The sequence below is a fragment of the Veillonella ratti genome, assembly GCF_003992115.1.
Classification (GTDB): domain Bacteria; phylum Bacillota; class Negativicutes; order Veillonellales; family Veillonellaceae; genus Veillonella_A; species Veillonella_A ratti.
Genome location: NZ_RQUX01000017.1, coordinates 23,460 through 47,721 on the forward strand (window position 1 = coordinate 23,460; position 24,262 = coordinate 47,721).

Sequence of the window (24,262 nt, forward strand, 5' to 3'; positions counted from 1 at the left end):
ATGATCGGGTTTTATTTTTACACAAGGGAGAACACCATGTACACAGAAGATACGATTGCTGCCATTGCGACGCCACCCGGCATCGGCGGGGTTGGCATTATTCGCGTCAGTGGCACTCGTTGCTTTGAAATAGTTGGTTCTGTTTTTAAAGCGCAGGGAACCGTACCTTTAGAAAAACGGCCGAATCGAACCATTCAATATGGTCATATTATAGATCCTCAGAAACAGGATGAAATCCTTGATGAGGTCCTTGTTTTAATCATGAAAGGTCCAAAGTCGTTTACGGCGGAGGATGTCATAGAAGTACAGTGCCACGGCGGGATTATCGTGGTACGCGAAATTTTGAAATTATTGCTTCGTCAGGGGGCTCGCTTGGCCGAGCCGGGTGAATTTACAAAACGGGCGTTTTTAAACGGCCGCATCGACCTTACCCAGGCAGAAGCTGTTATAGATATTATAGAGGCAAAATCGGAGCAATCGTTGGCGGTTGCGGTAAAACAGCTGGATGGTACTTTGGCAGGTATGATTCGCACCATTAGAGAGCAGTTGATTGAGTTAATTTCACATCTGGAAGTGGCTATCGATTATCCGGAAGAAGACATTGAAGAACTTACGATGGATGAAACGGCTGATAAATTGCGACCCATTTTAGCTAAAATCAATCAATTATTGGCTACGGCTAACCGTGGGCGCTTATTGCGCGATGGCATTATGACAGCTATTGTGGGACGTCCGAATGCAGGTAAGTCGAGTCTTATGAATGCTCTTTTGCGTGAAAATCGTGCTATCGTTACGGATATTCCGGGCACCACCCGTGATAGCATTGAAGAAGCTATTACCATTGAGGGGATTCCGGTTCGCTTGATTGATACAGCCGGTATTCGTGAGACCGATGATATCGTGGAAAAACTCGGTGTAGATCGAGCTAAAGAGTATTTGGATAAAGCTCAAATCGTAGTGTGCGTTATTGATGCATCGGAGCCTATGACGGCGGAGGAAGAAGCTATTTTACGTGAAGCTTCGCATAAGAATACCATCGTATTCCTCAATAAAGCTGATAAAGGTGCGGTCATTACGGCCGAGACAGTGGCTCAATACGGTCAATTTGCCGCTATTGCACCGATTAGTGCTGCTAACGGTGAAGGTTTGGATGTGTTGGCTGATGCTGTCAAAGAATTGGTATATGGCGGTACAGTTCAAAATGAATCATCCGCTATGCTAAGCAATGTGCGCCATATTACTTTGATGGAGCAGGCAAAATCGCAGATTGAACAGTCTTTGAATAATATTGAGTCCGGCTTGCCGGTTGATTTTATCGTCACTGATGTACGAACTGCTTGGGAGCAACTGGGGGATATTACGGGGGACAGTTTGCGCGAATCCTTAGTAGATGAATTATTCAGTCGTTTTTGCTTAGGAAAATAAAATAGTATAAATTTCAAAATTTGACTATTTTACTTAAGTAAAACTTTTGGTAATTTCTTGGTTGTCATATAGGTTTTTGCTTAGACAACTGAATTTGCTTATAATGTAAATTACAGACCTCAAATGAGGTTGGTGTAAAATTACTGAACAATAGTGCCTCGAGAGAGGGATAGGAGATAGTATGTATACAGTAGATACGTATGACGTCATTGTCATCGGTGGCGGTCATGCCGGTTGCGAAGCGGCCTTGGCTACAGCCCGTATGGGTCAACGCACGCTTATGGCAACTCTTAATTTAGATAATATTGCTTTGATGCCTTGTAATCCGGCCGTAGGTGGCCCGGGTAAAAGTCATTTGGTGTATGAACTGGATGCTTTAGGCGGTCAAATGGCTATTAATGCGGATGCCACAGCCATTCAGATGCGCATGCTGAACATGGGTAAAGGTCCGGCCGTGCATTCCTTGCGCGCTCAGTCTGATAAAGTGGCTTATCAGCGTTTGATGAAAGAAACCCTTGAAAATACGGATAATCTGAATGTAAAGCAGATTATGGTAAATGAACTTCTTATCGAAGATGGTGAAGTAAAAGGTATTTTGAGTGAATTGGGCGAAGTATATGAAGCCAAAGCTATCATTCTTTGCACCGGTACTTACTTGAAAGGTAAAATTATTCTTGGTGAATTGACCTATACCGGCGGTCCTAACGGACAGCGTACAGCTGAATTATTGTCTGATTCACTTCGTAAAAACGGCATTGAATTGATGCGTTTTAAAACAGGTACACCGGCTCGTGTGGATAAACGTTCTTTAACTTTGGATCACATGGTAGAACAACCGGGCGACAGCAAGTACCGCGCCTTCTCTTTCATGTCTGATTGGACTGACCGCAATGAACAGATTTGCTGGCTTACCTATACTACGGAAGAAACTCATGATATCATTCGCGGCAACTTAAACCGGGCACCTATGTATACCGGTATCATTGAAGGTACGGGCCCTCGTTATTGCCCATCCATTGAAGATAAAGTAGTTCGTTTCAGTGATAAAAACCGTCACCAACTCTTTGTAGAACCGGAAGGTAATCACACGAATGAAATGTATGTACAGGGGATGAGTACGAGCTTGCCAATTGATGTGCAGTATCAATTCTTGCGCACTATTCCGGGCCTTGAAAATGTAGAAATTATGCGTCCTGCTTATGCGATTGAATATGATTGTTTAAATCCGTTGCAATTGACGCCGGCCCTTCAAGTAAAACACATTAAAGGTTTGTATTCCGCCGGTCAGGCTAACGGTACATCCGGTTATGAAGAAGCGGCAGCTCAAGGTTTAATGGCCGGTATTAATGCGGCCTTATATTTGCAAGGCAAAGAACCGTTTATTTTATCTCGTTCCGAAGCCTATATAGGCGTATTGATTGATGATTTGGTAACGAAAGGTACTAAAGAACCGTATCGTATGATGACGAGTCGCAGTGAATATCGCTTATTGCTTCGTCAGGATAATGCGGACCTTCGTTTGACTGAAAAAGGTCGTGAAATCGGCCTCGTATCGGATGAACGTTATCAGCGTTTCTTACATAAAAAAGCGCTAATTGAAGAAGGTGTAGCTGCCTTAAGAGCACGCAACATTAACCCAACCAAAGAAGTGCAGGCACTTTTGGAATCTATGGGGACCGCTCATATTAAAACCGGTATGACTGCTTATGATTTGGTAAAGCGTAATGAATTAAGCTATGGTGATGTGGCTGAAGCATTTGATTTAAAACGTTACAGTCCGGATGTAGAAGAAGAAATCGACATCATGATTACCTACGAAGGCTATGTAAAAAAGCAAATGGAACAGGTAGAAAAAGTTCGCAAATTGGAAGAAAAAATTATTCCTGCCGATTGGGATTATGATTCCATGAAAGGTATTTCTTTGGAAGCAAAGCAGAAATTAAAGACGATTAAACCGCATTCTATTGGCCAGGCCAGTCGTATTTCCGGTGTATCACCGGCGGATGTGTCGGTTTTATTAATCCAATTAGAACAATATCGTCGTGAACAACAACAGTAGGAGGGGCTATGAACTTTACCGATAATTTGGCGATTCAATTAAATGCAGCCGGTTTCTCGGCTACAACCAATCAGTTAAGTCAATTCACGACTTATTATGAAATGCTTATTGAAACCAATAAGTATCTCAATTTGACAGCCATTACGGATCCGCACGAAGTAGCGGTGAAGCATTTTGTAGACTCCCTTACAGCTTTGGATGATAAGGCTCTTATATTCAAAGAAGGTGCAAAACTTCTTGATTTGGGAACAGGCGCCGGGTTCCCCGGTATACCGCTCGCTATTATGCGCCCTGATTTAGAAATTGTACTATTTGATTCTTTGCAAAAACGACTTAATTTTCTCAGTGATGTTATATCAAAGTTGGGATTACATAAGGTAACAACATTGCATGGTCGGGCGGAAGATATAAGCCATGATGCGGTGCATCGCGAAGCCTACGACCTCGTGACCAGTCGTGCGGTGGCCCGCTTGCCGGTGCTGCTCGAATGGGCATTGCCATATGTGAAACAAAATGGTTATATGGTAGCCTTAAAAGGCGCCGCTTATGAGGAAGAAATGGGCGAAGCGGCGAAAGCGTTGAAGATTTTAAAAGGCAATATTGAACAGGTAAAACCGGTACAATTGCCAACGCTCGACGATAAGCGGGCTATTATTTATATTAAGAAAACAGGTATAACACCAAAGTTATATCCCCGTAAGCCAAAAGATATTAAGACGAAGCCTTTAGTTTAACCAACTTACTATTGATAGGATAGAGTTCTTAGCGTAATGTATAAAATCGGTAAGATACGAATAAAATACCCCTTGTTAAAGGTTTAACCTATAACTAAGTACATTTGATATGTATATGTTTACAGGCCTTTAGCAAGGGGTTTTTTATTGACATTAAAAGGTAATAAAGGTAACATATTTTTATGTGTTGGCCATATTTGTTTATTATAGATTATAGGCAAAATCTATAATAGTTTTATATATAGATTATAAATACAGATGGCCGAAAATATTTGCGAAAGATGATGAGAGGAGCGAGGCGTATGGCTATTTATAATGGTCGTTTGCCACAGATTGATGTGGCGGAAACAATACGATATGCGGGCTTACGCCAGGCAACAGATTTTCCTAAACAATATGTAACCGATGCTTGTTTAGAAGTGCAATTGGTGGCGGAACCGAAGGGTGTTTATGAAGTGTATGACTATGATGCTGCTACCGGAACGATTAAAAGTAATCCGCCCCTAACAGTGGAAGGAAGTTCGATTCGCAAACATTTAGAAAAAGCGGAAAAAGTATATGTTTTGGCTGTTACCATTGGGGAAGGGGTAGAGCTGCGTAGTGCTGAGCTTTTTAAAGAAAATAACTATACCTTAGGTTTACTAGTTGATGCGGCTGCTACAACGGCCGTTGAACAGGTTGCGGATCAAGTGAATGACTTAATTGAAAAAGAAGCGGCTAAAGCGGGTTATACTACGACATGGCGATTCAGCCCCGGTTACGGTAATTGGAATCTGAATGTGCAAAAAGATTTAGCGGCCATTATTGGGACAAGTCATATAGGTCTTGAAGTAACGGACACATTTTTGTTGTTTCCACGCAAATCGGTAACAGCTATTGTGGGTTGCATTCCCAAAGGGTCACTTGATTGTGAAAAAAATGGTGATGTGCGTCCGGGGATTAAACGCGGTTGCAGTTCCTGCAGTCAGGTTAACTGTGCATCACGCAAAGTATAGCCGGTTGGGAAAATACATAAAGTATAGTGATTTCGGAACCTTAAATAATGTAAACTAAGATACAGTAATTTCAACAGATAATATATGAGTTAGCAGTAATAGAGAGAGGCGATAGGTATGTATATATTTGACGGTGCTATGGGCACTATGCTCCAACAATCGGGCTTAGTGGAGGGCGAATGTCCCGAATTATTTAATGTGGAACATCCGGAGGTAGTAACGGGGATTCATGCTGCCTATTTAAAAAACGGCAGTGATATTGTAACGACTAATACCTTTGGTGCTTGCGGTTTAAAATTAGCCGATTACGGTTTGGAGCATCGCGTAGCGGAAATTAATACGGCTGCTGTTAAAGCCGCCAAAAAAGCGATTGCTGAAGTGAAACCGAATGCCAAAGTAGCCGGATCTATGGGACCAACCGGTCAGTTTATTGAGCCCTTGGGTCAGATTTCTTTTGATGAAGTATATGATACCTATTATGAACAGGCTTTAGCCTTAATTGAAGCGGGCGTGGATTTCATTATTATTGAAACAATTATAGATGTTCAGGAAATGCGTGCCGCCTTATTGGCTGCTCGTGATGCTCGTGAGAAATTATGTAAAACTAAAGAGGACGTTAAGATTATTTGTCAGTTTTCCTTCAGTGAAGACGGTCGTACTATTACAGGGACACCGCCGGAAGTGGCCGCTATTTTAATGGATGCCATGGGCGCCGATGTGGTAGGTATTAATTGTTCTTTGGGACCGGAACAGCTTATACCATTAGTTGAACGATTAGCTTCAGTAACTAACTTACCGATTAGTGCTCAGCCAAATGCGGGGATGCCGATGCTGGTTGGTCGGGAAACAGTATTCCCTTTATCACCGGAAGAAATGGGCTCTTATGTACCTGCTTTACTTGATGCGGGTGCATCCTATGTAGGTGCTTGCTGTGGCAGTACACCATTACATATTAAAGCTATCGCTGAAGCGGCCGGTAATCATACGCCTAAAGAACGACTTGAAATTGCACCGTTTACCGCATTTACCAGTCGTACCGGTTTTGTTAAAGTGGGGCATACGGAAAAGCCGATTATTATCGGAGAACGTATTAATCCGACCGGTCGTAAAGTATTAGCCAAAGAAATTAAAGAGGGAAGCTTTGCTATGGTAAAACGTGATGCTTTGGCGCAAGTGGCAGCAGGTGCTGATGTACTGGATGTTAATATGGGTGTGCCTGATGTAGATCCGGCGACCATAATGAAGCGAGCTATTATGGAACTCAGTATGCTTGTAGACGTACCACTTTCCATTGATACCATGGACCCGGCTGCGATGGAAGCAGGGTTAAAAATGTATCCCGGTCGTCCTTTGATTAACTCCGTAAATGCGGAACCGGAACAATTGGCCCAGGTATTGCCTTTAGCAAAACGCTATGGGGCCACCCTTCTATGTTTACCCTTAGGGCGTGGTGATTTGCCGGCCACAGCGGAACAAAGAGTAGAATTGGCTAAAGAAATCGTACTGGCCGCTTATGAGAAAGGTCTTCGCAGTGAAGATTTATTATTAGATCCGCTGGTGTTAACTTTGGCAAGTGGTCAGGACAGTGCGGTGCAAACACTTCGTACTTTGGCTATGTATAAAGAAACATTTGGTTTTCCAACTGTAATGGGCTTATCCAATGTATCCTTCGGTTTGCCGCAACGGCCATATTTAAATAGTCAATTTTTGACTATGGCATTATCTCATGGTTTGACGGCACCTATTCTTAATCCTTTAAATGCGACAGTTAAAAAAGCCTTTGTGGCAGCACGAACTCTACTTGGATTTGATCCGGCAGCGGCCGAATTCATTGCTGATTACGGTTTGGATGAAGAAGCTACCGTTACAAGTTCTGCTTCGAAAAAAGTGACGGCTGTTTCTTTTAACAGTGATAATCCTTTAGAGAATATACAGCATGCAGTTGAACAAGGGGAAAAAGAATTAGTTATTGAATTAGTAGAAAAAGCTTTAGCTGATGGTGTTGATCCTTTGAAAATCACAAAAAACGCTTTATCGGAAGCGATGAATGTGGTAGGTGAAAAATTCGGTGCCGGTAAAGTCTTTTTACCACAGGTAATGCTTGCAGCGGAGGCTATGCAAGGTGCGTTCCAAACAATTAAACGTGTATTACCTGACTCCGGTGGCATAACTCGGGATACGGTTATTGTGGCTACCGTTAAAGGTGATATTCACGATTTAGGAAAAAACATCGTAGCAGCTTTACTCGAAAATAACGGGTACCGTGTAGTTGATTTGGGCAAAGACGTGGATCCGGAAGAAATTGTAGCCTCCGTTAAACGTGAAAATGCTACGGTTGTAGGTATTTGCTCTTTAATGACGACCACCATGCCGATGATTGATGCTACTATCGAAGCAATTAGAGAAGCTGGTTTACCATCGAAAGTGGTTGTGGGCGGTGCTGTTTTGACTCAAGAATATGCCGATAAAGCGGGGGCTGATTCTTATGCGAAAGATGGAATCAGTGCTGTTAATATTGTTAAAAAGCTGCTTGGGGACGACTGATAATTTTCATTACTTTATTATCAGCTATAATTAACTATGCCGAGGAGAGTATTAGTAAGCCCGGCATTACGATTAACTAGTAAAATTTACTTGATTATAAGAGAGAGTTGGGAATTTAGATGGTTACATCATTACGTGAAAAACATAAAGCCGGTCAATTTACCATTACGGTTGAATTGGACCCACCGAAAAGTGCTTCCGCAAATAAAACCTTTAAAGAAGCGGCACAACTTTTAGACAAAGTGGATGCCATTAATATTGCTGATTGCCCGATGGCCAAACTTCGCATGAGTCCGATTGCCTTGGCTCATTTAATTAAATATCGGGCACAGATTGATACAATATTCCATCTTACCTGTCGTGACAGAAATATTTTGGGCTTACAGGCAGAACTCTTAGGGGCCGCTGCTTTGGGCGTTAATAATATTTTAACTTTAACCGGCGATGAACCTTCGAGAGGGGATCATCCTGATGCAAAACCTGTTTTTGAAGTGGATTCTATGGGCTTGTTGAAAATAGCACATACTTTAAATAAAGGCTTTGATTTGGCCGGTAATGAACTTGAAGTACCGACAAATTTTTATATTGGTACAACAGGTAATCCGGGAGCCGATGATTTGGAAGAAGAAAAAGCTAAAATAATTCGTAAAGTGGAGGCGGGTGCTAATTTTATTCAGACGCAACCGATTTATGATTTAGAAAAAGCTAAACGCTTTACTGACATGGTAGCACCATTAGGTGTTCCGGTTATGTTAGGTCTTATTCCTTTGAAAAGTTTTAAAATGGCCACATACCTTCATACCAAAGTTCCCGGAATTTCATTGACGGAAGATATATTAAACCGTATGGAAAAAGGTGGTAAAGAGGCTGGTCTTGAAATCGCCTTGGAAACATTATTGGAAATAAAGAAAGTTGCACAAGGTGTTCATATTATGCCGCTCAATGATATACAGACTGTTTTATATCTGATTGACCATGTTTAATGGTTTTCCTTTGTTAAACTTACCAAACTTATTTTAATAGAATAACTTAAAAACGATTCGTTGCTGGGGTGACGAATCGTTTTTGTTTCACGTGAAACAATGTGAGTAGTATGTACGTGTTAAAGAAAATATTTCACGTGAAACATTTTGGTAAGTTAATAGCTCATAGGGGAGTGTTTCACGTGAAACAAATCTCTACACAGTTAAATATGATGTAATTATATATATGATGTCTTAGCTCGCTAAATTTAAGGAAAACTCAATTGTTTCACGTGAAACAATTTTTAAAAAATGATTAAATTAACCTATTTTACAAGTTTTTATTCGGGGAGTATGGTATAATATTTTTGTGTATTTGTATTAAGAAAATGAGGTGAGCCTGTGGGAAAAGTAATAGCCATAACAAATCAAAAAGGTGGAGTCGGCAAGACTACCACGTCGGTTAATTTAAGTGCTTGCATTGCGAAATTAGGCAAAAAAGTGCTGCTTATTGATATGGATCCACAGGGAAATGCCTCAAGCGGACTTGGCATTGATAAAGATAATTTAGAGCTTTGCATTTATGATGTTTTAATCAATGGCATGACGATGAATGATGTTATTGTGCCAACAGCTCTTAAAAAATTAAAAATCGCACCTGCATCCATAGATTTGGCAGGTGCCGGTGTTGAATTGGTAAATTTACCAAAGCGCGAGCATATTTTGAAAAAGGCGTTAAAAGAAGTAAAAGATGACTATGATTTTATTTTCATTGATTGTCCGCCATCACTCGATTTGCTCACACTCAATGCTCTGACGGCCGCTGACGGTGTATTGATTCCAATTCAAAGTGAATTCTATGCATTGGAAGGGGTTAGTCAATTGATTAATACCGTTAACTTGGTTAAAAAATCCCTGAATGAAAAACTTGAAGTTGAAGGTGTATTATTAACCATGTTTGATGGTCGGACCAATTTGTCGATTCAAGTGGCGGATGAAGTTAAAAAATTCTTTACCACTAAAGTGTATAAGACTATCATTCCTCGAAATGTACGTTTAAGTGAGGCTCCTAGCTATGGTGAACCGATTATTATTTATGATCCAAAATCCAAGGGTGCCGAAGTGTATATGAAATTAGCCAAGGAGGTCATCAAAAATGCCTAGAGACAGTAAGAAAAAAGGTGGTCTCGGCAGAGGTGTTCTTTCCTTGCTGCCGCAAGATGAGCCGAAAACTGCATCAGTGGCCACAGCTGTTATTGATGAAGCGGATAAAACGGGAATTATTGAATTACCGCTAATAGAAATCGAACCAAATCCAAATCAGCCGCGACGTCATTTTTTAGAAGATGAAATGGCAACATTGGTAGAATCAATTCGTCAGTACGGTGTGATTCAACCCATCGTAGTTTGTAAAATGGATGATAAATATCAAATAGTGGCCGGCGAACGCCGTTGGCGAGCTGCCCAATTGGCGGAACTTACGACCATACCGGTAGTAATTAAAGACTATAGTATGGAACAGATTACGGAAATAGCCTTAGTAGAGAATTTACAGCGCCAAGATTTGGATCCTGTAGAAGAGGCTTATGCTTATAAGCGCCTTATGGATACGTTTAAGAAGACGCAAGAGGCTATTGCTACTCGTTTGGGACGCAGTCGTTCTCATGTAGCTAATATGGTACGCCTACTGCAACTACCGGATTTTATTCTTACAGAATTATCCCTTGGCGATATTTCTATTGGTCAAGCCAGACCTCTATTGAGTTTAAAAAATAAAGAATTACAAAAAGAAGCATTAAAGCTTATTAAAGAAAAAGAATTAACGGCCCGCCAGGTGGAAACACTGGTTAAGCAAATGCTTGACGGTACCTATGGTAAACAGGCCAAAGCAAGAAAGAACACTCAGCAAACAGCTGAATTACGGGCTATTATGGACCGCTTAAAAGTGAGTCTCGGCATGCCCGTAGATATTAAAGTTAAAGCAGGTAATAAGGTACAAGGGAAAATGGAGATAGCCTTCCGTAGTGAAGAGGAGTTAAACTATCTCATAGATTATATAGAGGCCCAAGGTATGGGTGAAGTTGAGGGAGCTTCCCCTGCACAGACTGAAGCTGATGCTGATGAATCGGCTTCCATTTCATTTCACGTTTAACCGGCAATCCGTTTTTTCAGACGGCTGAAGCGGTTTACGTTATATTAAAGGCAGGTAAGTAAGAAGCTATGACAAGTATGGAACAAACACCAAAAGCGAATCGTGTACATATCGGATTTTTCGGCCGCTGTAATGCAGGTAAATCTACCTTAATTAACATGTTAACGGGACAGCCAATTGCATTGGTTTCTGAAGTAGCCGGTACAACTACCGATCCGGTGAGCAAAGCCATGGAAATTTTGCCATTAGGTCCGGTTGTTATTACCGATACGGCTGGCGTTGACGATACGTCGGAGTTAGGACCGTTGCGTATTAATAAGACAAAAGAATTATTGCCGCGCATGAATTTGGCCGTGTATGTTTTGAAAACCGATGCGGCACCGACAGCAGCGGACATGGAATGGCTTGGTTTGTTGCAACGTCAAAATGTAAATACGTTACTTATTTTGAATGAAGTGGCCGGTAATACGGCTGATTCTTATATGGCACAAGCCGGAGCCGTATTGAGTGATTTGAACTTGTCTTATATTGGCGCTGACTTATTGAAAAATGATAAACAGCGGGTTATTTTAGAAAAATTAGGTTCCATGAAACCAAAAGACGGTGAGGATGAGCAATCTTTATTGTCTGGTTTGGTAGAACCACATGATGTTATTCTTTTGGTGTGTCCAATCGATGAGGCCGCACCAAAAGGGCGTATTATTTTGCCGCAAGTGCAGATGATTCGTGAAATATTGGATGCTCATGGTATGGGCCTTGTAGTGCAAACGGAAGAAGTTTCGGCGGCTCTTGCTAAATTGGGGGTAAAGCCCAAAATGGTAATCACCGATTCGCAGGCCTTTGATGCCGTGGCTCAGCAGGTACCGGATGATATTCCGCTCACATCTTTTTCTATTCTGATGGCTCGATTTAAAGGTAATTTAAAAACATTGGCAGCGGGCGTTAAAGCTGTTAAAAACTTAAAACCGGGGGCTAAGGTTCTCATTAGTGAAGGCTGTACCCATCATCGTCAATGTGATGATATCGGTACGGTTAAAATTCCGCGCTGGTTAAAGCAGGCAGGGTATGAAAATTTAGATTTACAATGGACTAGCGGTGGTGCATTCCCGGAAAATGTAAAGGACTTCGATTTGATTATTCACTGCGGAGCCTGTATGTTGACGCGCCGTGAAGTATTGCGCCGCTTGGACGTATCAGAACAACAAGGGGTCCCTATCGTAAATTATGGTGTGCTAATTGCGTCATTACATGGTATACTAGACCGTGCACTTAGTCCTTTTGCTTCGGAGTTATAAACAAGCTGAGGCATTTAAATATAACAATAGTCACCTATTTGTGATATAATAGAAGTTCAGCTATGAGATATAATCAGGTTGAATTATGGGTTCCTTAAAAGGAAAAAACATCGTATTATAGCCATACTATTTCATGTTATCGATGAAATAGGCTGTAATTTAATATTAAATTCATTATATTCGTATAATTTTAGATAGAAAGGCATATCATGTTAGAAAATATGCAACTTTGGATCGCCATTGCCGGCGGTTTATTACTCATTGTATTATTTCTCTATTGCCTCGTATTGCAAAGTAAAATTAATTCTTTAAGTAAGCGATATGATTATTTTATGCGCGGTGAAAATGGCAGTAGTTTAGAGCGTAAATTATCTGTAGAAGTCAAAGAATTGCGTGATGCGGCGGAATCAATTGAAAGTTTATTCCAGCAGCAGGAAGCAATTCAGGCCACACAGCACAATACATTTCAAAAAATTGGTTTTGTTAAATACAATGCCTTTGAAAATATAGGAAATGACTTATCGTTCTCTGTAACTTTATTAGATGGTAATAACAACGGGATTTGTATTTCCAGTGTATATGGGCGCAGTGAATCTCGTATTTTCAGTAAACCTATTGTTAATGGTAAAAGTCTTGCCAGTCTTTCTCAGGAAGAAATGGAAAGCTTGCAGGAAGCGTTGGGAACTAAGAGCAATGAAGAAGCTCTTATCAGCGCTTCAGTAGTAAAATAAGATAGCATACATCTTGTTACAACAAATTTAATGATGTAAGGATTGTAGTAAAAAGAAGGAGTTGGGGCAATATATGAAAATTCCGGACTTTTTGGCACAGCATGTGCAAAGTCAGGGCGATTCGTATACGTTGCAAATAACGAAACAACAATGGCGCTGGGTTTTGACCGGTTTCGTATTGTTATTGGTTGTTACTTTAGGCTTCGGCATCTGGGGCATTACGCGTCAGGCTGAAGTTATGCAATTGCGACAACAAACACAATTACAGACAGAACAATTAAAGTTATTGCAACAAAAAACTGAGATTTTAGATAAAAAAATGGAATCGTTGGACCAGTTGGATAAAGAAATTCGCCAAATGGTTAAGGGCTCCGAAACAGGCACTATACCGCAAGGTGGTGGCGAAGCACAGACACCAAAGGCCGCTTCCGGCGATAAAGAGGAGCCTGGCGGTGCTGCTAAAACTGATTCTGATAGCGCTACGGCCAATGCCGCGAGTAGTTCCGGAACATCCGTAACAAGCTTGTCGGCAAAATTATCACGCCTTGATCGCTTGGCACAGCAGCGTATGGCTTCGTTTTATATGTTGCGTAACATTTTACGTGACGGAGCAGGCCAGAATATTCGTGATTTACAATCGGTAGCATTTGCTGCCAATAATCCGGGGAACACATCGACTATGCCGTCTATTTGGCCGGCTAAAGGGGTTATTACGTCCAATTTCGGGACCCGTATCGATCCTGTTTACGGTGGTTCGGCAACCCATGAAGGGCTTGATATAGCCAATGACTATGGTACACCGATTATTGCTACTGCAGCGGGCACGGTTACTTTTGCCGATGCAACATCGGGCGGTTACGGTAATTTGGTAGAAATCGATCACGGCAATGGTTTTGTAACACGTTACGGTCATAACTCCGTTTTACTTGTTCATGCAGGTATGCAGGTAAAACAGGGGGACACGATTGCTTTAATGGGTAGTACCGGTAAGAGTACGGGGAGCCATGTTCACTATGAAGTGGATATTAACGGCGTAGCCGTAGATCCGTTGTTATTCTTGCCGATTCAGTAACATTCATGCCAATTTAGTAACATTTTTGCCGATTCAGTAACCTTGTTGCCGATTAGAATGTGGCAACAAGAGTCGGGGCGTTGTTCGTAAAATAACGGATTTAAATCCTATACGAAAATTGAATAAGTTATCATAAAAACTAAAGGCTATAACACTCATAGAATGGCTTATGTTTAGGAAAATTATTAGAATTTTCTTGTTTCATAATGGCATATTTGAGTTGTTATAGCCTTTTTGATAAAAAAATTTAAAAGATTTTTGAATGTATACAGTTTTTATATAACGTTAGCGGTTTAGATGTGGTAAAATGATAATATACAAATGTGTAAAGGAGGTCCATCATGGATACGTATGTGCAAGTCTATACGGGCGATGGCAAAGGTAAAACGACTGCTGCTATAGGGTTGGCGATTCGTGCCCTGGGAGCAGGCAAAAAAGTATTGTTTTTGCAGTTCATGAAATCAAAGGTTTATAGTGAACATAAAATTTTACCGACCTTACCGAATTTAACCTTAGAAACGGTAGGTAAGCCTTTTTTTATCATCCAAGAAGGAGTCAAAACCAAAGAAGAATTGGCTCGTTGGGGTGATGAAGTTGTTGTATTTCCGGTTGGTAAACCCCCGGCTGATTATGTAACACTTATAGCTAAAGGCATGGAACGAGCTAAAGAAGCTGTAAGCTCCGGCGAATATGATGTGGTAGTCCTTGATGAATATGTAATGGCCTTGTTTTTCGGACTTATCAGTCGCGAAGACACAGAAGATTTATTGGCACATCGTTCACCGAAGACTGAATTGATTTTTACCGGTCGTGGCGCTCCTGATTGGCTCGTTGATGCAGCTGATTTGGTTACTTCTATGGAAGAGGTAAAACATTATTATACAAAAGGTGTTTTAGCCAGAGCCGGCATTGAAAACTAACCATAATAAATTTAGATAGAATGTATTAAATTAAAATTTCTAAAATAGAGGAATTTTCGCTCTATATGGAGAATATTTATAAGAATGCCTTATTCAGGGAGCTGAAAGGGCGGCGGATATAGAGAAAACCGCAAGACGTTACTATAGGAGGGTAGGTGTTGCCTGTGACCTGGCTAGCCATAGTGCTACTGGTTATTTTTGTTCTGATTATAGTCGCTATTTTTAACCCCATTACATATGCTGTTGAATTAGTAGGCCGTAAACCGTATAAAGCGCGTTTATTCGTTCAATGGTGGGGCAAAATGTTTTGCATTCACTTTGCCTATGAGCAAGGTAAGCCTTTTTTCAAAGAAGTTTATATTTTGCGCAAAGCAAAACTGGGCGATGTCCGTGATTATGAAGATTGGTTGTCCCGCCGCGTAGCGGAAGAGACGGCTGAACCTGATGAATCCAAGGTCTATGAAGAAGAGTTGGAAAAAACGCGGATGCAACAGGAAGAAGGCGAAGAAGACACTACACCTAAGACGGTGATTAAAAGTGTACGCTTTGATGCTGATGGTAAACCGGTAGAAACAGTGGCAGAAGTCACTGAAAAAAGCGGTGATCGCATTATCATGACGAACCCGACTACGGGTGAAGTGGAAGGTACTATATCACCAAGTGAATTGCGAGCTCAAAATGAAGCGGCAGCCGCTAAGGCAACACGCCAAGCTGAAAAAGCCAATGAGGCCTATAAAGCTGACACTGACAGCCAGCAAGCTGATGAAGACGCGAAGGGCGAAGAAAAAGCAAAAGATCCTCATAAATGGTGGTGGGTTAAACATGTAACCAACGGTGCCTTATATGAGAAATTGTTACTTTTTACCAAGCGTTGTTACAATCATTCGAAACCGCGTCACTTTGAAATCGAAGGCACATTCGGTACAGGTAACCCATATCAAATGGGGTTGACTGCATCTGCCTTATATTCGATTTGGCCTGAAAAAATGACTAATGTAGAACTTAGCTTCGTTGAGCCTGCTTTTGAAGGCAGCTTAGATGTGCATGGTCGTATCAGTCCGGGCGTACTTGCTTTTTACGGCACCTTGTTTGCTGTATCTAAACCGGTACGAGACCTTTTAATTGATGCGGTGAAATTTGCCTTGCGTTATCGCAAAGCGCAAAAAGCTAAAAAAGAAGCGGAAGCTAAAGAGTCTGACAATAAACAGGCTACAGACAAAAATAACAAAGCTAAAAAATCAGAAACAAAAGATAAAGCAGCTGCGTAATGCGGTGCTACTATACTAAATATTATCGGTGTGAAGTACACATGCGTTAAGGAGGATCCTCATGGAAAATAAATGCACCTTTGTTAAAGAGAATTTACAACCTATTTTTGAAAAATTCAAAGATATGATTAAAGTGGAAACTGTAGTAGGCGAAGCGATTCAAATCGGCGATGCTACGCTCGTTCCATTTGTAGATGTAACCATGGGTTTCGGTACCGGTGGTGCCGGTAAAGCTGACTGCGGTGGTGCCGGCGGCGGTGCTAAAATGGAACCGACTGCTATTCTAGTTATCAAAGGCGAACGAGTAGAATTATTCAATATTAAAGGTTCCGCTAAATATAGTGGTTTTGATCGCCTTATCGGTATGGTTCCTGAAATTATCTCCAAGTTAAAAAAGGACCAATATATTTATATCAACGAAAATGATGAAAAATAAAATAGTATCTCGTCAGACAGCCTCTTTATTAAGGGGCTGTTTAGAGTATATGATTGGTTTTAGTGATAATTCATTTGATATTCATTATCAATCGGTATGATAAATACATGACAAAAATAAATATTGAATATTAAATTAATTTTTTTAGATATTGTAGTTTCTCTATATTTCTGTTACTATAGTAAATATAGGGCTACATAATAGGCTCTAGTTTTGTAAGGAGGTCTTTGGGACATGAATTTTAAAAAGAATCTTGCTGCTTTAGCAGTTATTGGAACAATTGGTTTAGGTGCTGCCAGCGCAGCTAATGTTGGCGTAGTTAATATGGCTCAGGTAATGCAGGCATATCCTGGTTACGGTGCTATTCAAATGCAAGCTCAGAAAGTTGAACAGGAATACGCTCCAAAACTTCAGAAATTGGAAAATGAAATTAACGCAATCAAAGACGAAAAAGCTAAACAGGAAGCTATCGATAAAAAATATGCTCCGGTAGCTCAGAAATACAACGAAGAAATGAACAAAATCTTCGCACCGGTTGATTCTAAAATCCAAGAAAAATTGGATCAGGTACGTGCTCAGAAAAACTTACCTTTCATCGTAGCTAACCCTACAGTTATCGTAAGTATTGAACCAAATTCTACTGCTGAAAACGTAACTGACGATGTAATTGCTTTGTTGAAATAAGCAAGTAACTTCATTAGTTAGGGACTGTCATATGACAGTAGGCCCTCATTAAAAAAAGCGAGTCAAGGATGACCTTGGCTCGCTTTTACTTTTATGAGGCTATAGAATAAGGGTTAGTGCATATAAATATTGTGTTAACGGCGATATATCTGCGTAATAGGGATATGTCGCTATTTTTTATTCCGGTTTGTGCACTAAGGTAACAATAAATTCGCTGTCTTCTACGAGGGTTGCTTGAATGAAGTTGTCACCGTTAAACTGTAAAACCGTACCAGGAGTTAACACATGTTCTTCTTCCTGATTCAGTTGAACCGCTACTTTACCTTTAACTACGGTAAAGACTACATTGGCTTCCGGATGATTGTGATTTTCTACGTTTTCACCGGCTTTGCCGCCTTTTTTTACAACTACAAAATTAGGACCTTGGAATAATAAGCCCAATTCGTTTTTTTCAGTACCAACCATGAGAAAACCTCCTTTGGAAATAATTGTAAGAAAAAAACTTGCCGACAGTACGTTGCCTTTAGACTATAAGGGAAAGGTAAATTAGTTATAAAGTGCAATGGTCAGCTGACGGCAAGTTATATACATATATTGTTGATGGTAGGGCGTACAATTTTTAGCTGATTTAACTATCAGCCGGGAGTCGGCTGTATAAAATAGCCGGACTTGAAATGTTACTTAAGCGCGAACGATTTTGTATTGCGGGAATTCGCCGTCAATTAACTCTACGGTGAACTTGAACTTAGGATCCGCAGCGCTCACGAAACCTTGGAACCAAGCCTGGTAGGCAGCCATCATGAATGTCTGATCGACGCCTGCTTTGGCCCAGTTGGCTTTTTGATTAGCGTGGCTACCTTCCCATACGTATTCATCAGCTGTATCAGCGAGAACCGTATCGCCACCGTCACAAGGCATGCCGTTTAAATAGTAGTTTTGCATAATCTGATAGATTTCCTGTGGCGTATGTTCACCCTTATTAAGCTCGTCGGCCGCTACTTTCCCACAAGCGGCACCTTGGGTTACGAAGGCTGTCAAAATGGCTTCTTCCGCATCTTCGCCACCGCAGTCGAGCAAGTCTTTGATGAAGTTAGCTTCACGGACCGTAGCAATTTCAATCTGATTTTGTAACCAACCGTGAATATTGCTGTGGTCGATAATCATTTCAAGATTACGATCCGCCGGAATTGGTTTACCGTAGAGGTCAACCGTAACGAAATGAAGTTCATCAGCTAAATCGCCTAAGGATTTCTGTGCTTCTTTATAAATTAAATCTTCACGCTCGATAACGAGGCGAATTTTTTTATACAACCAAAAATGAATGTGACCTAAGAATGCTGACATGGTTATGCTCCTTTACAAAGATTATTTAAACGAGTTACGAGGTCATTAACATCAAAGCCGTGAATGGAAGCGGCCTGCCATAATGGTTCGGACGTAGCAGACGGACAGCCGAGACAGCCCATGCCGATTTCCTGAAGAGCCGGAATTGTGTTTGGATATACTTCGATGATTTCACGAATGATGGAGTTTTCAGTAATAGGTTCACCCATTTGTAAACCTTGCGTAGCATTGTTACCCATACCCGGTAATTTTACGGAAGGTTCGGTAGCATTTACATCAGCAGCGGTAGCGGCACTTATTGTAGCGGTGGCTGCGGCTGATTTGGTTGCGTCTGCTGCTTCGATATCGCCTAATACAGCTTCTTTGAAAGCGTCGAGACCAATGCGATCGATGAAGGCGCCCATGCGTTCAATATGAGCATTTTCTTTGTAGAAAGTAACCATGCGGTCTACCAATGCTAATACTTCTTGTTCGGTTGCGACTTCGGCAATGAGGTCGGCAAAACGAGGATGTGCCCCGGCACTACCGCCTGCATATACTTGCCAGCCGTCTGCGGTACCGATTACGCCGATATCTTTAGTAATAGATTCGGAGCAAGAGTTTGGACAACCGGATACGCCAAATTTCATCTTGGAAGGCATTTCCTGAGAGATATATAATTTATCTAATTTCATGCCGAGACTTACGCTGTCTTGCTTAGCGCGTTTACAGAACGTGGTGCCCGGACAAATCTTTACGCTGCGTACGCGATTAGATGTGGAGTAAGCCGGTGCCATACCCAGCATCTCCCAAGCTTTATCAACATCTTCCGCTTTTAAATTAGTAATCATGATGCGTTGCGCACCGGTAATTTTGAGGGTAGCCTTAAATGTGTTGGCTACATCAATAAATTTTTGAAGCATAGTTGGTTGTACGAAACCACCTGGAATGCGTGGTGTGATTGCATAACGGCGTTGACCGTTGCGAATTCTTTGTAAGTTACCTGCTACTTGAGCCATAATGTCATCGTTCTTTCCCTTGACGGCACTTCTTTACGAGTGCAAAAGTTCTACGTATAATAAAGAAGGTAGTGTTTTATTAAAATTACCGCTTCATATCGTTTAGTACACGGTATGAAGCGTGTTTACATTGTTCATTATAGGACATTTTACTTGAAATGTATGTAGCCGGTGCTACATTTTTATTTTTTTAGATATATTAGAAGAATGATTCGTTATTGCAATTTTGTAATGACAGGTTTTGTAATTGCTTTTGTAAAAGCTATTCTAGAAGATTTTGTAACAGCCTTTTAGTTGTATAAATTAAAAAAAGGAATTTTGGTGAATTAATTGAGGTAGGCCATGAAACAATTATATGAAAAGGTATTAACAGGACGATTTGTAGAACGGCCGAATCGCTTTGTGGTTCATCTGGCTATGGATCATTTAAATGGTGAATTATTGCCGGCCCATTTGCCGAATCCGGGGCGCATGTGGGAGTTATTATACCCCGGTGTTAAATTCTACATAGTCCATCATCCGAAAAAAGATGCTAAAACGCAGTACCGGGTTATCGGCATTGAACGAGATGGTGTGCCGATTATGCTGGATACTAATTACAGTAATGATGTGGCGGAGTATTTAATTTCGACGAAACAAATTCCCGGTTGGGAAGAATGGTCCGTAGTGCGCCGCGAGTACACGGTAGGCAATAGCCGCTTCGATTTGTTATTAACCAATGATGACGGTGAGTCTTTTTTGCTAGAAGTAAAATCCTGCACCTTGTTCAGTCGTGAAGGGGCCATGTTCCCTGATGCCATAACGGAGCGAGGACGCAAACATCTACTGCATCTACAGGCCCTTAAAAGTGAAGGGTATCATACGGGGGTCTTGTTCTTAGTACAGTGGGAACGAGCTCGTTGGTTTTTACCGGACTATCATACGGATTTGGCGTTTGCCCAAACTTTCGGGGAAGTAGCCGGAGATCTCGATTGGAAGGCGGTGGCACTGCGTTGGACGGAAGAATTTACCATGCCGGAGGTAATCCGTGAATGCCGTTTTGATGCGGAACTGCTTCAGCAAGAAGCACAAGACCGCGGCGATTATCTGGTGGTGTTACATTTGCCCACCGCTATGGATTTGGAAATCGGTAGTAAGGGAATCCTTCATTTTGATGAGGGGTATTATACCTATGTGGGCTCCGCTAAAGCCAATCTTACGAAGCGTTTGGAGCGTCATAAACGGAAACGCAAAAAGATGCATTGGCATCTCGATTATTTCCGGTCTCATTGCGAGATGATTGCCACCTTGCCGATTCGGAGCAGTGACGATTTGGAATGTGAATTGGCAAGGGCTATGAAGCAGTTAGACTCATGGGCTGTGCCGGGTTTTGGCTCAAGCGATTGTGATTGTGAAAGCCATCTGTTTGGTACGACCTATAATCCGATTCATAATGAGCCCTTTATGCTCATGATAGAAGATTTTCGCATGAACCGACTTGATGATGTAATGAATCGTAGTAAATAAGGAAGGATACTCTGATGGAAATAGCTAAATCCTTATTTTATTTTATCTTGGCGGGCCTTTTTGAAATCGGTGGGGGCTATCTGGTATGGCTTGCCTTAAAAGAAGGTAAAGGGCCGTGGTACTTAGTAGCCGGTGCTATCGTTCTCTTTTTATACGGTATCATACCTACCTTACAGGAGGCATCTTTCGGCCGTGTCTATGCGGCCTATGGTGGTATTTTTATTGTTTTGTCCATATTATGGGGCTGGCAGGTAGATAAAGTGGTGCCGGATATGGCGGATTTAGTAGGCGGCGCCATTGCTCTCGTGGGGGTATTAATTATTATGTATTATCCTCGTTAAATACGGTAAAAATCCCTTGTTGATGCGGTTAAAAGTAGCATAAAACCGCTAAAAATGCTATAATATAAGTTGCTAATAAATTAAATGAAGCGCTTGAAATGTACGATTAGTTATTATTAAATGAGGTGAGACTGTGGAGGAAACGACCTGGAGTCACGGGAAAATTGAGCCCGTCCAGATTGATAAAGAAATGAAGAGCTCCTATATCGATTATGCCATGAGTGTAATCGTTATGCGTGCCTTACCGGATGTTCGGGATGGTCTTAAACCGGTGCATCGTCGTATTTTGTACGCTATGCATGAAACCGGCATGACTCCGAATAAGCCATATAAGAAATCGGCCCGTATCGTCGGGGACGTACTTGGTAAATATCATCCACACGGGGATAGTTCCGTATATGATGCGACCGTGCGTTTGGCACAGGATTTTAATACGCGCTACCTCTTGGTAGATGGTCATGGTAACTTCGGTTCCATCGACGGTGACTCGGCAGCAGCTATGCGTTATACGGAAGTTCGTATGGCTCGTATTACTACGGAAATGCTCGCAGATATCGACAAAGATACCGTTGATTTCATGCCGAACTATGACGAGTCTTTACAAGAACCGACTGTATTGCCGGCAAAAATTCCGAACTTGTTAATTAACGGTTCCGCCGGTATCGCCGTTGGTATGGCGACCAATATTCCGCCGCACAACTTGAATGAAGTAGCGGATGGCTTAATTATGCTTATCGACAATCCTGATGTGGATGTAAACGATTTGATGAAAGCCATTAAAGGGCCTGACTTCCCGACAGGGGCGTTAATTCTTGGTCGTGACGGTATTAAAAAAGCTTACAGCACCGGCCGTGGCAGCATTAAGATGCGTGCACGTGCGACGATTGAAGAAATGAACAAGGGCAAACACCGTATCGTGGTAACGGAAATTCCATACCAGGTTAATAAAGCCCGTGTTATTGAAAGTATTGCCGAATTGAGCCGTGACAAGGTTATTGACGGTATTACCGCGCTTCGTGATGAAAGTGACCGTCGCGGTATGCGCATCGTCGTAGAACTTCGCGCTGATGTACAGCCGGATATTGTTCTTAACAAATTATATAAACACACCCAATTGCAAGACACCTTCGGTGTGATTATGCTTGCCTTGGTTGATGGTCATCCGCGAGTACTTACGTTAAAAGAAGTACTTACCCACTATTTGAATCACCGTTTAGGCGTTATCGTACGTCGTACGCAGTTCGAATTGGCCAAAGCGGAAGCTCGCGCTCACATTTTAGAAGGCTTGCTTATTGCCCTCGATCATATTGATGAAGTTATCGCCACAATTCGTGCGTCGGATACGGATGAAATCGCGAAGAACGCATTGATGCAGAAATTCGGCTTAACTGAAAAACAAGCCGTTGCCATCTTGGATATGCGTTTACGTCGTTTGACCGGTTTGGAACGTGAAAAGATTGAAGACGAATACAAACAGTTGGAAATCCTTATTGCTGATTTGAAAGCTATTTTGGCTAGCGAAGACCGTCAACGGGGTATCATCAAAGACGAATTGACCGAAATGAAACAGAAATACGGCGACAAACGTCGTAGTGAAATTACAATCGATACATCGGAACTTGATGTGGAAGATTTGATTGCCGATGAAGAAATGGTTATTACCTTGACTCGTCAGGGCTATATCAAACGCATGAATGCCAATGTATATCGCAACCAGCATAAAGGCGGTGTAGGCGTTGTAGGTATGAAGACTAAAGAAGACGATTATGTGGTACAGATTTCTCATGTTCGTACTCACAATACGCTCTTGTTCTTCACTACCGCAGGCCGTGTATATCGTTTGAAAGGTTACGAAGTACCGGAAGCATCGAGTCGCAATTCGCGCGGTACAGCGATTATCAACGTGTTGCCACTCAATGTGGGTGAAGCCGTGACGACTATGATTGATATGGAAACTGTAAATCACGATCTTAATTTGTTAATGGTAACAAAACAAGGCGTGGTAAAACGTACGTCCATTGAAGAATACCAAAATATTCGTCGCAGTGGCTTGAATGCTATCTCCTTGGCTGATGATGACCGCCTTATTGCGGTATGCCTCACAGCAGGCAATCAGGATGTTCTTCTCGGCACTCGTAAAGGTATGGCTATTCGTTTCAATGAAGAAGACGTGCGTCTCATGAAACGTTCCGCTCAGGGCGTTCGCGGCATTAAACTTAATGCCGGTGATGATGTAGTCGGTGCCGGTGTGATTACCGAATCGGGCGAAGCTTGTCAGGTATTCACTATCAGTGAAGAAGGGTATGGTAAACGAAATAGCGAAGATGCTTACTCACTTCAGAAACGTGGCGGCAAGGGAACGAAAAACTTCCGCATTACCGACAAAACCGGTGATGTCGTAGCTGTTGGTATCGTAACCGATAGCGACGAAGTAATGCTTATTTCCGAGCAGGGTAAGATTATTCGTTTTGACATGAAAGACATTGCCATTAAAAAAGGCAAAGCTATTTCCGGTGTGAAATTGCAAAACCTTGATGGTGAAGATAAAGTAGCTTCCGTAGCTATTATTGCTAAAGACGAATTGGATTCGGAAGAAGACAGCTTGTTCTAAGTGGTAGCTGATAAAAACTAAAAAAGCGGATTGAAGATTAATCTTCAATCCGCTTTTTTTGATGATTTCTTACTAGTCATCAGTCTGTAATATAGATTCAATGCCAATAAAATAATGCTGTGCAATTTTTAGGTTCTATATCCCTAACCTGAATACCCTAATCTTATAGGATTTTATTAACGCTG

At 41.6% G+C, this 24,262-nt stretch carries 21 protein-coding genes; 18 read left to right on the plus strand and 3 right to left on the minus strand.

What is annotated here, in order from left to right:
• Positions 1-36 precede the first annotated feature (36 nt).
• The 15 genes from mnmE (at position 37) to EO124_RS07835 (ending at position 17,277) form a co-directional block, all read left to right on the plus strand.
• A complete protein-coding gene (mnmE, locus tag EO124_RS07765) occupies positions 37-1,425 on the plus strand; it encodes a tRNA uridine-5-carboxymethylaminomethyl(34) synthesis GTPase MnmE (protein WP_127059040.1) in 1,389 nt (462 codons plus the stop codon).
• A gap of 181 nt (positions 1,426-1,606) precedes the next feature.
• Entirely contained in the window at positions 1,607-3,484 is a 1,878-nt protein-coding gene (mnmG, locus tag EO124_RS07770) for a tRNA uridine-5-carboxymethylaminomethyl(34) synthesis enzyme MnmG (RefSeq protein ID WP_127059041.1), read from the plus strand.
• Between the two features lie 8 nt (positions 3,485-3,492).
• Positions 3,493-4,218, plus strand: coding sequence for a 16S rRNA (guanine(527)-N(7))-methyltransferase RsmG (gene rsmG / locus EO124_RS07775; RefSeq protein ID WP_127059042.1), 726 nt, complete (start codon positions 3,493-3,495; stop codon positions 4,216-4,218).
• Between the two features lie 302 nt (positions 4,219-4,520).
• The gene (locus EO124_RS07780; RefSeq protein ID WP_127059043.1) at positions 4,521-5,213 is read left to right on the plus strand and encodes a methionine synthase; all 693 of its coding nucleotides are present in this window, start codon (positions 4,521-4,523) and stop codon (positions 5,211-5,213) included.
• Positions 5,214-5,330: 117 nt separating this feature from the next.
• Positions 5,331-7,757, plus strand: a complete 2,427-nt coding sequence (locus EO124_RS07785; protein WP_127059044.1) for a homocysteine S-methyltransferase family protein — start codon at positions 5,331-5,333, stop codon at positions 7,755-7,757.
• Between the two features lie 119 nt (positions 7,758-7,876).
• Positions 7,877-8,740 carry a methylenetetrahydrofolate reductase gene (locus EO124_RS07790; RefSeq protein ID WP_127059045.1) on the plus strand — a complete coding sequence of 288 codons (864 nt, stop codon included), beginning with the start codon at positions 7,877-7,879 and terminating at the stop codon, positions 8,738-8,740.
• 381 nt (positions 8,741-9,121) lie between these two features.
• The gene (locus EO124_RS07795; RefSeq protein ID WP_127059046.1) at positions 9,122-9,883 is read left to right on the plus strand and encodes a ParA family protein; all 762 of its coding nucleotides are present in this window, start codon (positions 9,122-9,124) and stop codon (positions 9,881-9,883) included.
• The gene (locus tag EO124_RS07800; protein ID WP_127059047.1) at positions 9,876-10,871 is read left to right on the plus strand and encodes a ParB/RepB/Spo0J family partition protein; all 996 of its coding nucleotides are present in this window, start codon (positions 9,876-9,878) and stop codon (positions 10,869-10,871) included. Before EO124_RS07795 ends, EO124_RS07800 begins: the two co-directional genes overlap by 8 nt.
• A gap of 77 nt (positions 10,872-10,948) precedes the next feature.
• A complete protein-coding gene (gene hydF / locus EO124_RS07805) occupies positions 10,949-12,166 on the plus strand; it encodes a [FeFe] hydrogenase H-cluster maturation GTPase HydF (RefSeq protein ID WP_127059048.1) in 1,218 nt (405 codons plus the stop codon).
• Between the two features lie 209 nt (positions 12,167-12,375).
• Positions 12,376-12,897: a DUF4446 family protein gene (locus EO124_RS07810; RefSeq protein ID WP_127059049.1), complete on the plus strand. Its 522-nt coding sequence runs from the start codon at positions 12,376-12,378 to the stop codon at positions 12,895-12,897.
• A 73-nt stretch (positions 12,898-12,970) separates the two neighbouring features.
• On the plus strand, positions 12,971-13,969 hold the full coding sequence (locus EO124_RS07815; RefSeq protein WP_127059050.1) for a M23 family metallopeptidase: 999 nt from the start codon (positions 12,971-12,973) through the stop codon (positions 13,967-13,969).
• A gap of 341 nt (positions 13,970-14,310) precedes the next feature.
• Positions 14,311-14,889, plus strand: coding sequence for a cob(I)yrinic acid a,c-diamide adenosyltransferase (locus tag EO124_RS07820; RefSeq protein WP_127059051.1), 579 nt, complete (start codon positions 14,311-14,313; stop codon positions 14,887-14,889).
• 155 nt (positions 14,890-15,044) lie between these two features.
• Positions 15,045-16,157, plus strand: a complete 1,113-nt coding sequence (locus tag EO124_RS07825; protein WP_127059052.1) for a hypothetical protein — start codon at positions 15,045-15,047, stop codon at positions 16,155-16,157.
• Positions 16,158-16,218: 61 nt separating this feature from the next.
• On the plus strand, positions 16,219-16,593 hold the full coding sequence (locus EO124_RS07830) for a GerW family sporulation protein (RefSeq protein WP_021840419.1): 375 nt from the start codon (positions 16,219-16,221) through the stop codon (positions 16,591-16,593).
• Between the two features lie 234 nt (positions 16,594-16,827).
• Entirely contained in the window at positions 16,828-17,277 is a 450-nt protein-coding gene (locus tag EO124_RS07835; RefSeq protein WP_127059053.1) for an OmpH/Skp family outer membrane protein, read from the plus strand.
• 177 nt (positions 17,278-17,454) lie between these two features.
• On the opposite strand, the gene EO124_RS07840 is transcribed toward EO124_RS07835, so the two are convergent.
• The 3 genes from EO124_RS07840 to EO124_RS07850 form a co-directional block, all read right to left on the minus strand.
• Positions 17,455-17,742 (minus strand): cupin domain-containing protein, encoded by a 288-nt coding sequence (locus EO124_RS07840; RefSeq protein WP_127059054.1) that lies wholly within the window; start codon positions 17,740-17,742, stop codon positions 17,455-17,457.
• A 216-nt stretch (positions 17,743-17,958) separates the two neighbouring features.
• Positions 17,959-18,621 (minus strand): hypothetical protein, encoded by a 663-nt coding sequence (locus tag EO124_RS07845; RefSeq protein ID WP_127059055.1) that lies wholly within the window; start codon positions 18,619-18,621, stop codon positions 17,959-17,961.
• 2 nt (positions 18,622-18,623) lie between these two features.
• Positions 18,624-19,619 (minus strand): DUF1858 domain-containing protein, encoded by a 996-nt coding sequence (locus tag EO124_RS07850; protein WP_127059056.1) that lies wholly within the window; start codon positions 19,617-19,619, stop codon positions 18,624-18,626.
• A gap of 342 nt (positions 19,620-19,961) precedes the next feature.
• Between EO124_RS07850 and sfsA the strand changes: the two genes are divergently transcribed.
• From sfsA to gyrA, 3 genes are all read left to right on the plus strand, one after another.
• A complete protein-coding gene (sfsA, locus tag EO124_RS07855) occupies positions 19,962-21,125 on the plus strand; it encodes a DNA/RNA nuclease SfsA (RefSeq protein ID WP_127059057.1) in 1,164 nt (387 codons plus the stop codon).
• 20 nt (positions 21,126-21,145) lie between these two features.
• Positions 21,146-21,466: a YnfA family protein gene (locus EO124_RS07860; protein ID WP_206512556.1), complete on the plus strand. Its 321-nt coding sequence runs from the start codon at positions 21,146-21,148 to the stop codon at positions 21,464-21,466.
• A 133-nt stretch (positions 21,467-21,599) separates the two neighbouring features.
• The gene (gene gyrA / locus EO124_RS07865; RefSeq protein ID WP_127059059.1) at positions 21,600-24,077 is read left to right on the plus strand and encodes a DNA gyrase subunit A; all 2,478 of its coding nucleotides are present in this window, start codon (positions 21,600-21,602) and stop codon (positions 24,075-24,077) included.
• Positions 24,078-24,262 lie beyond the last annotated feature (185 nt).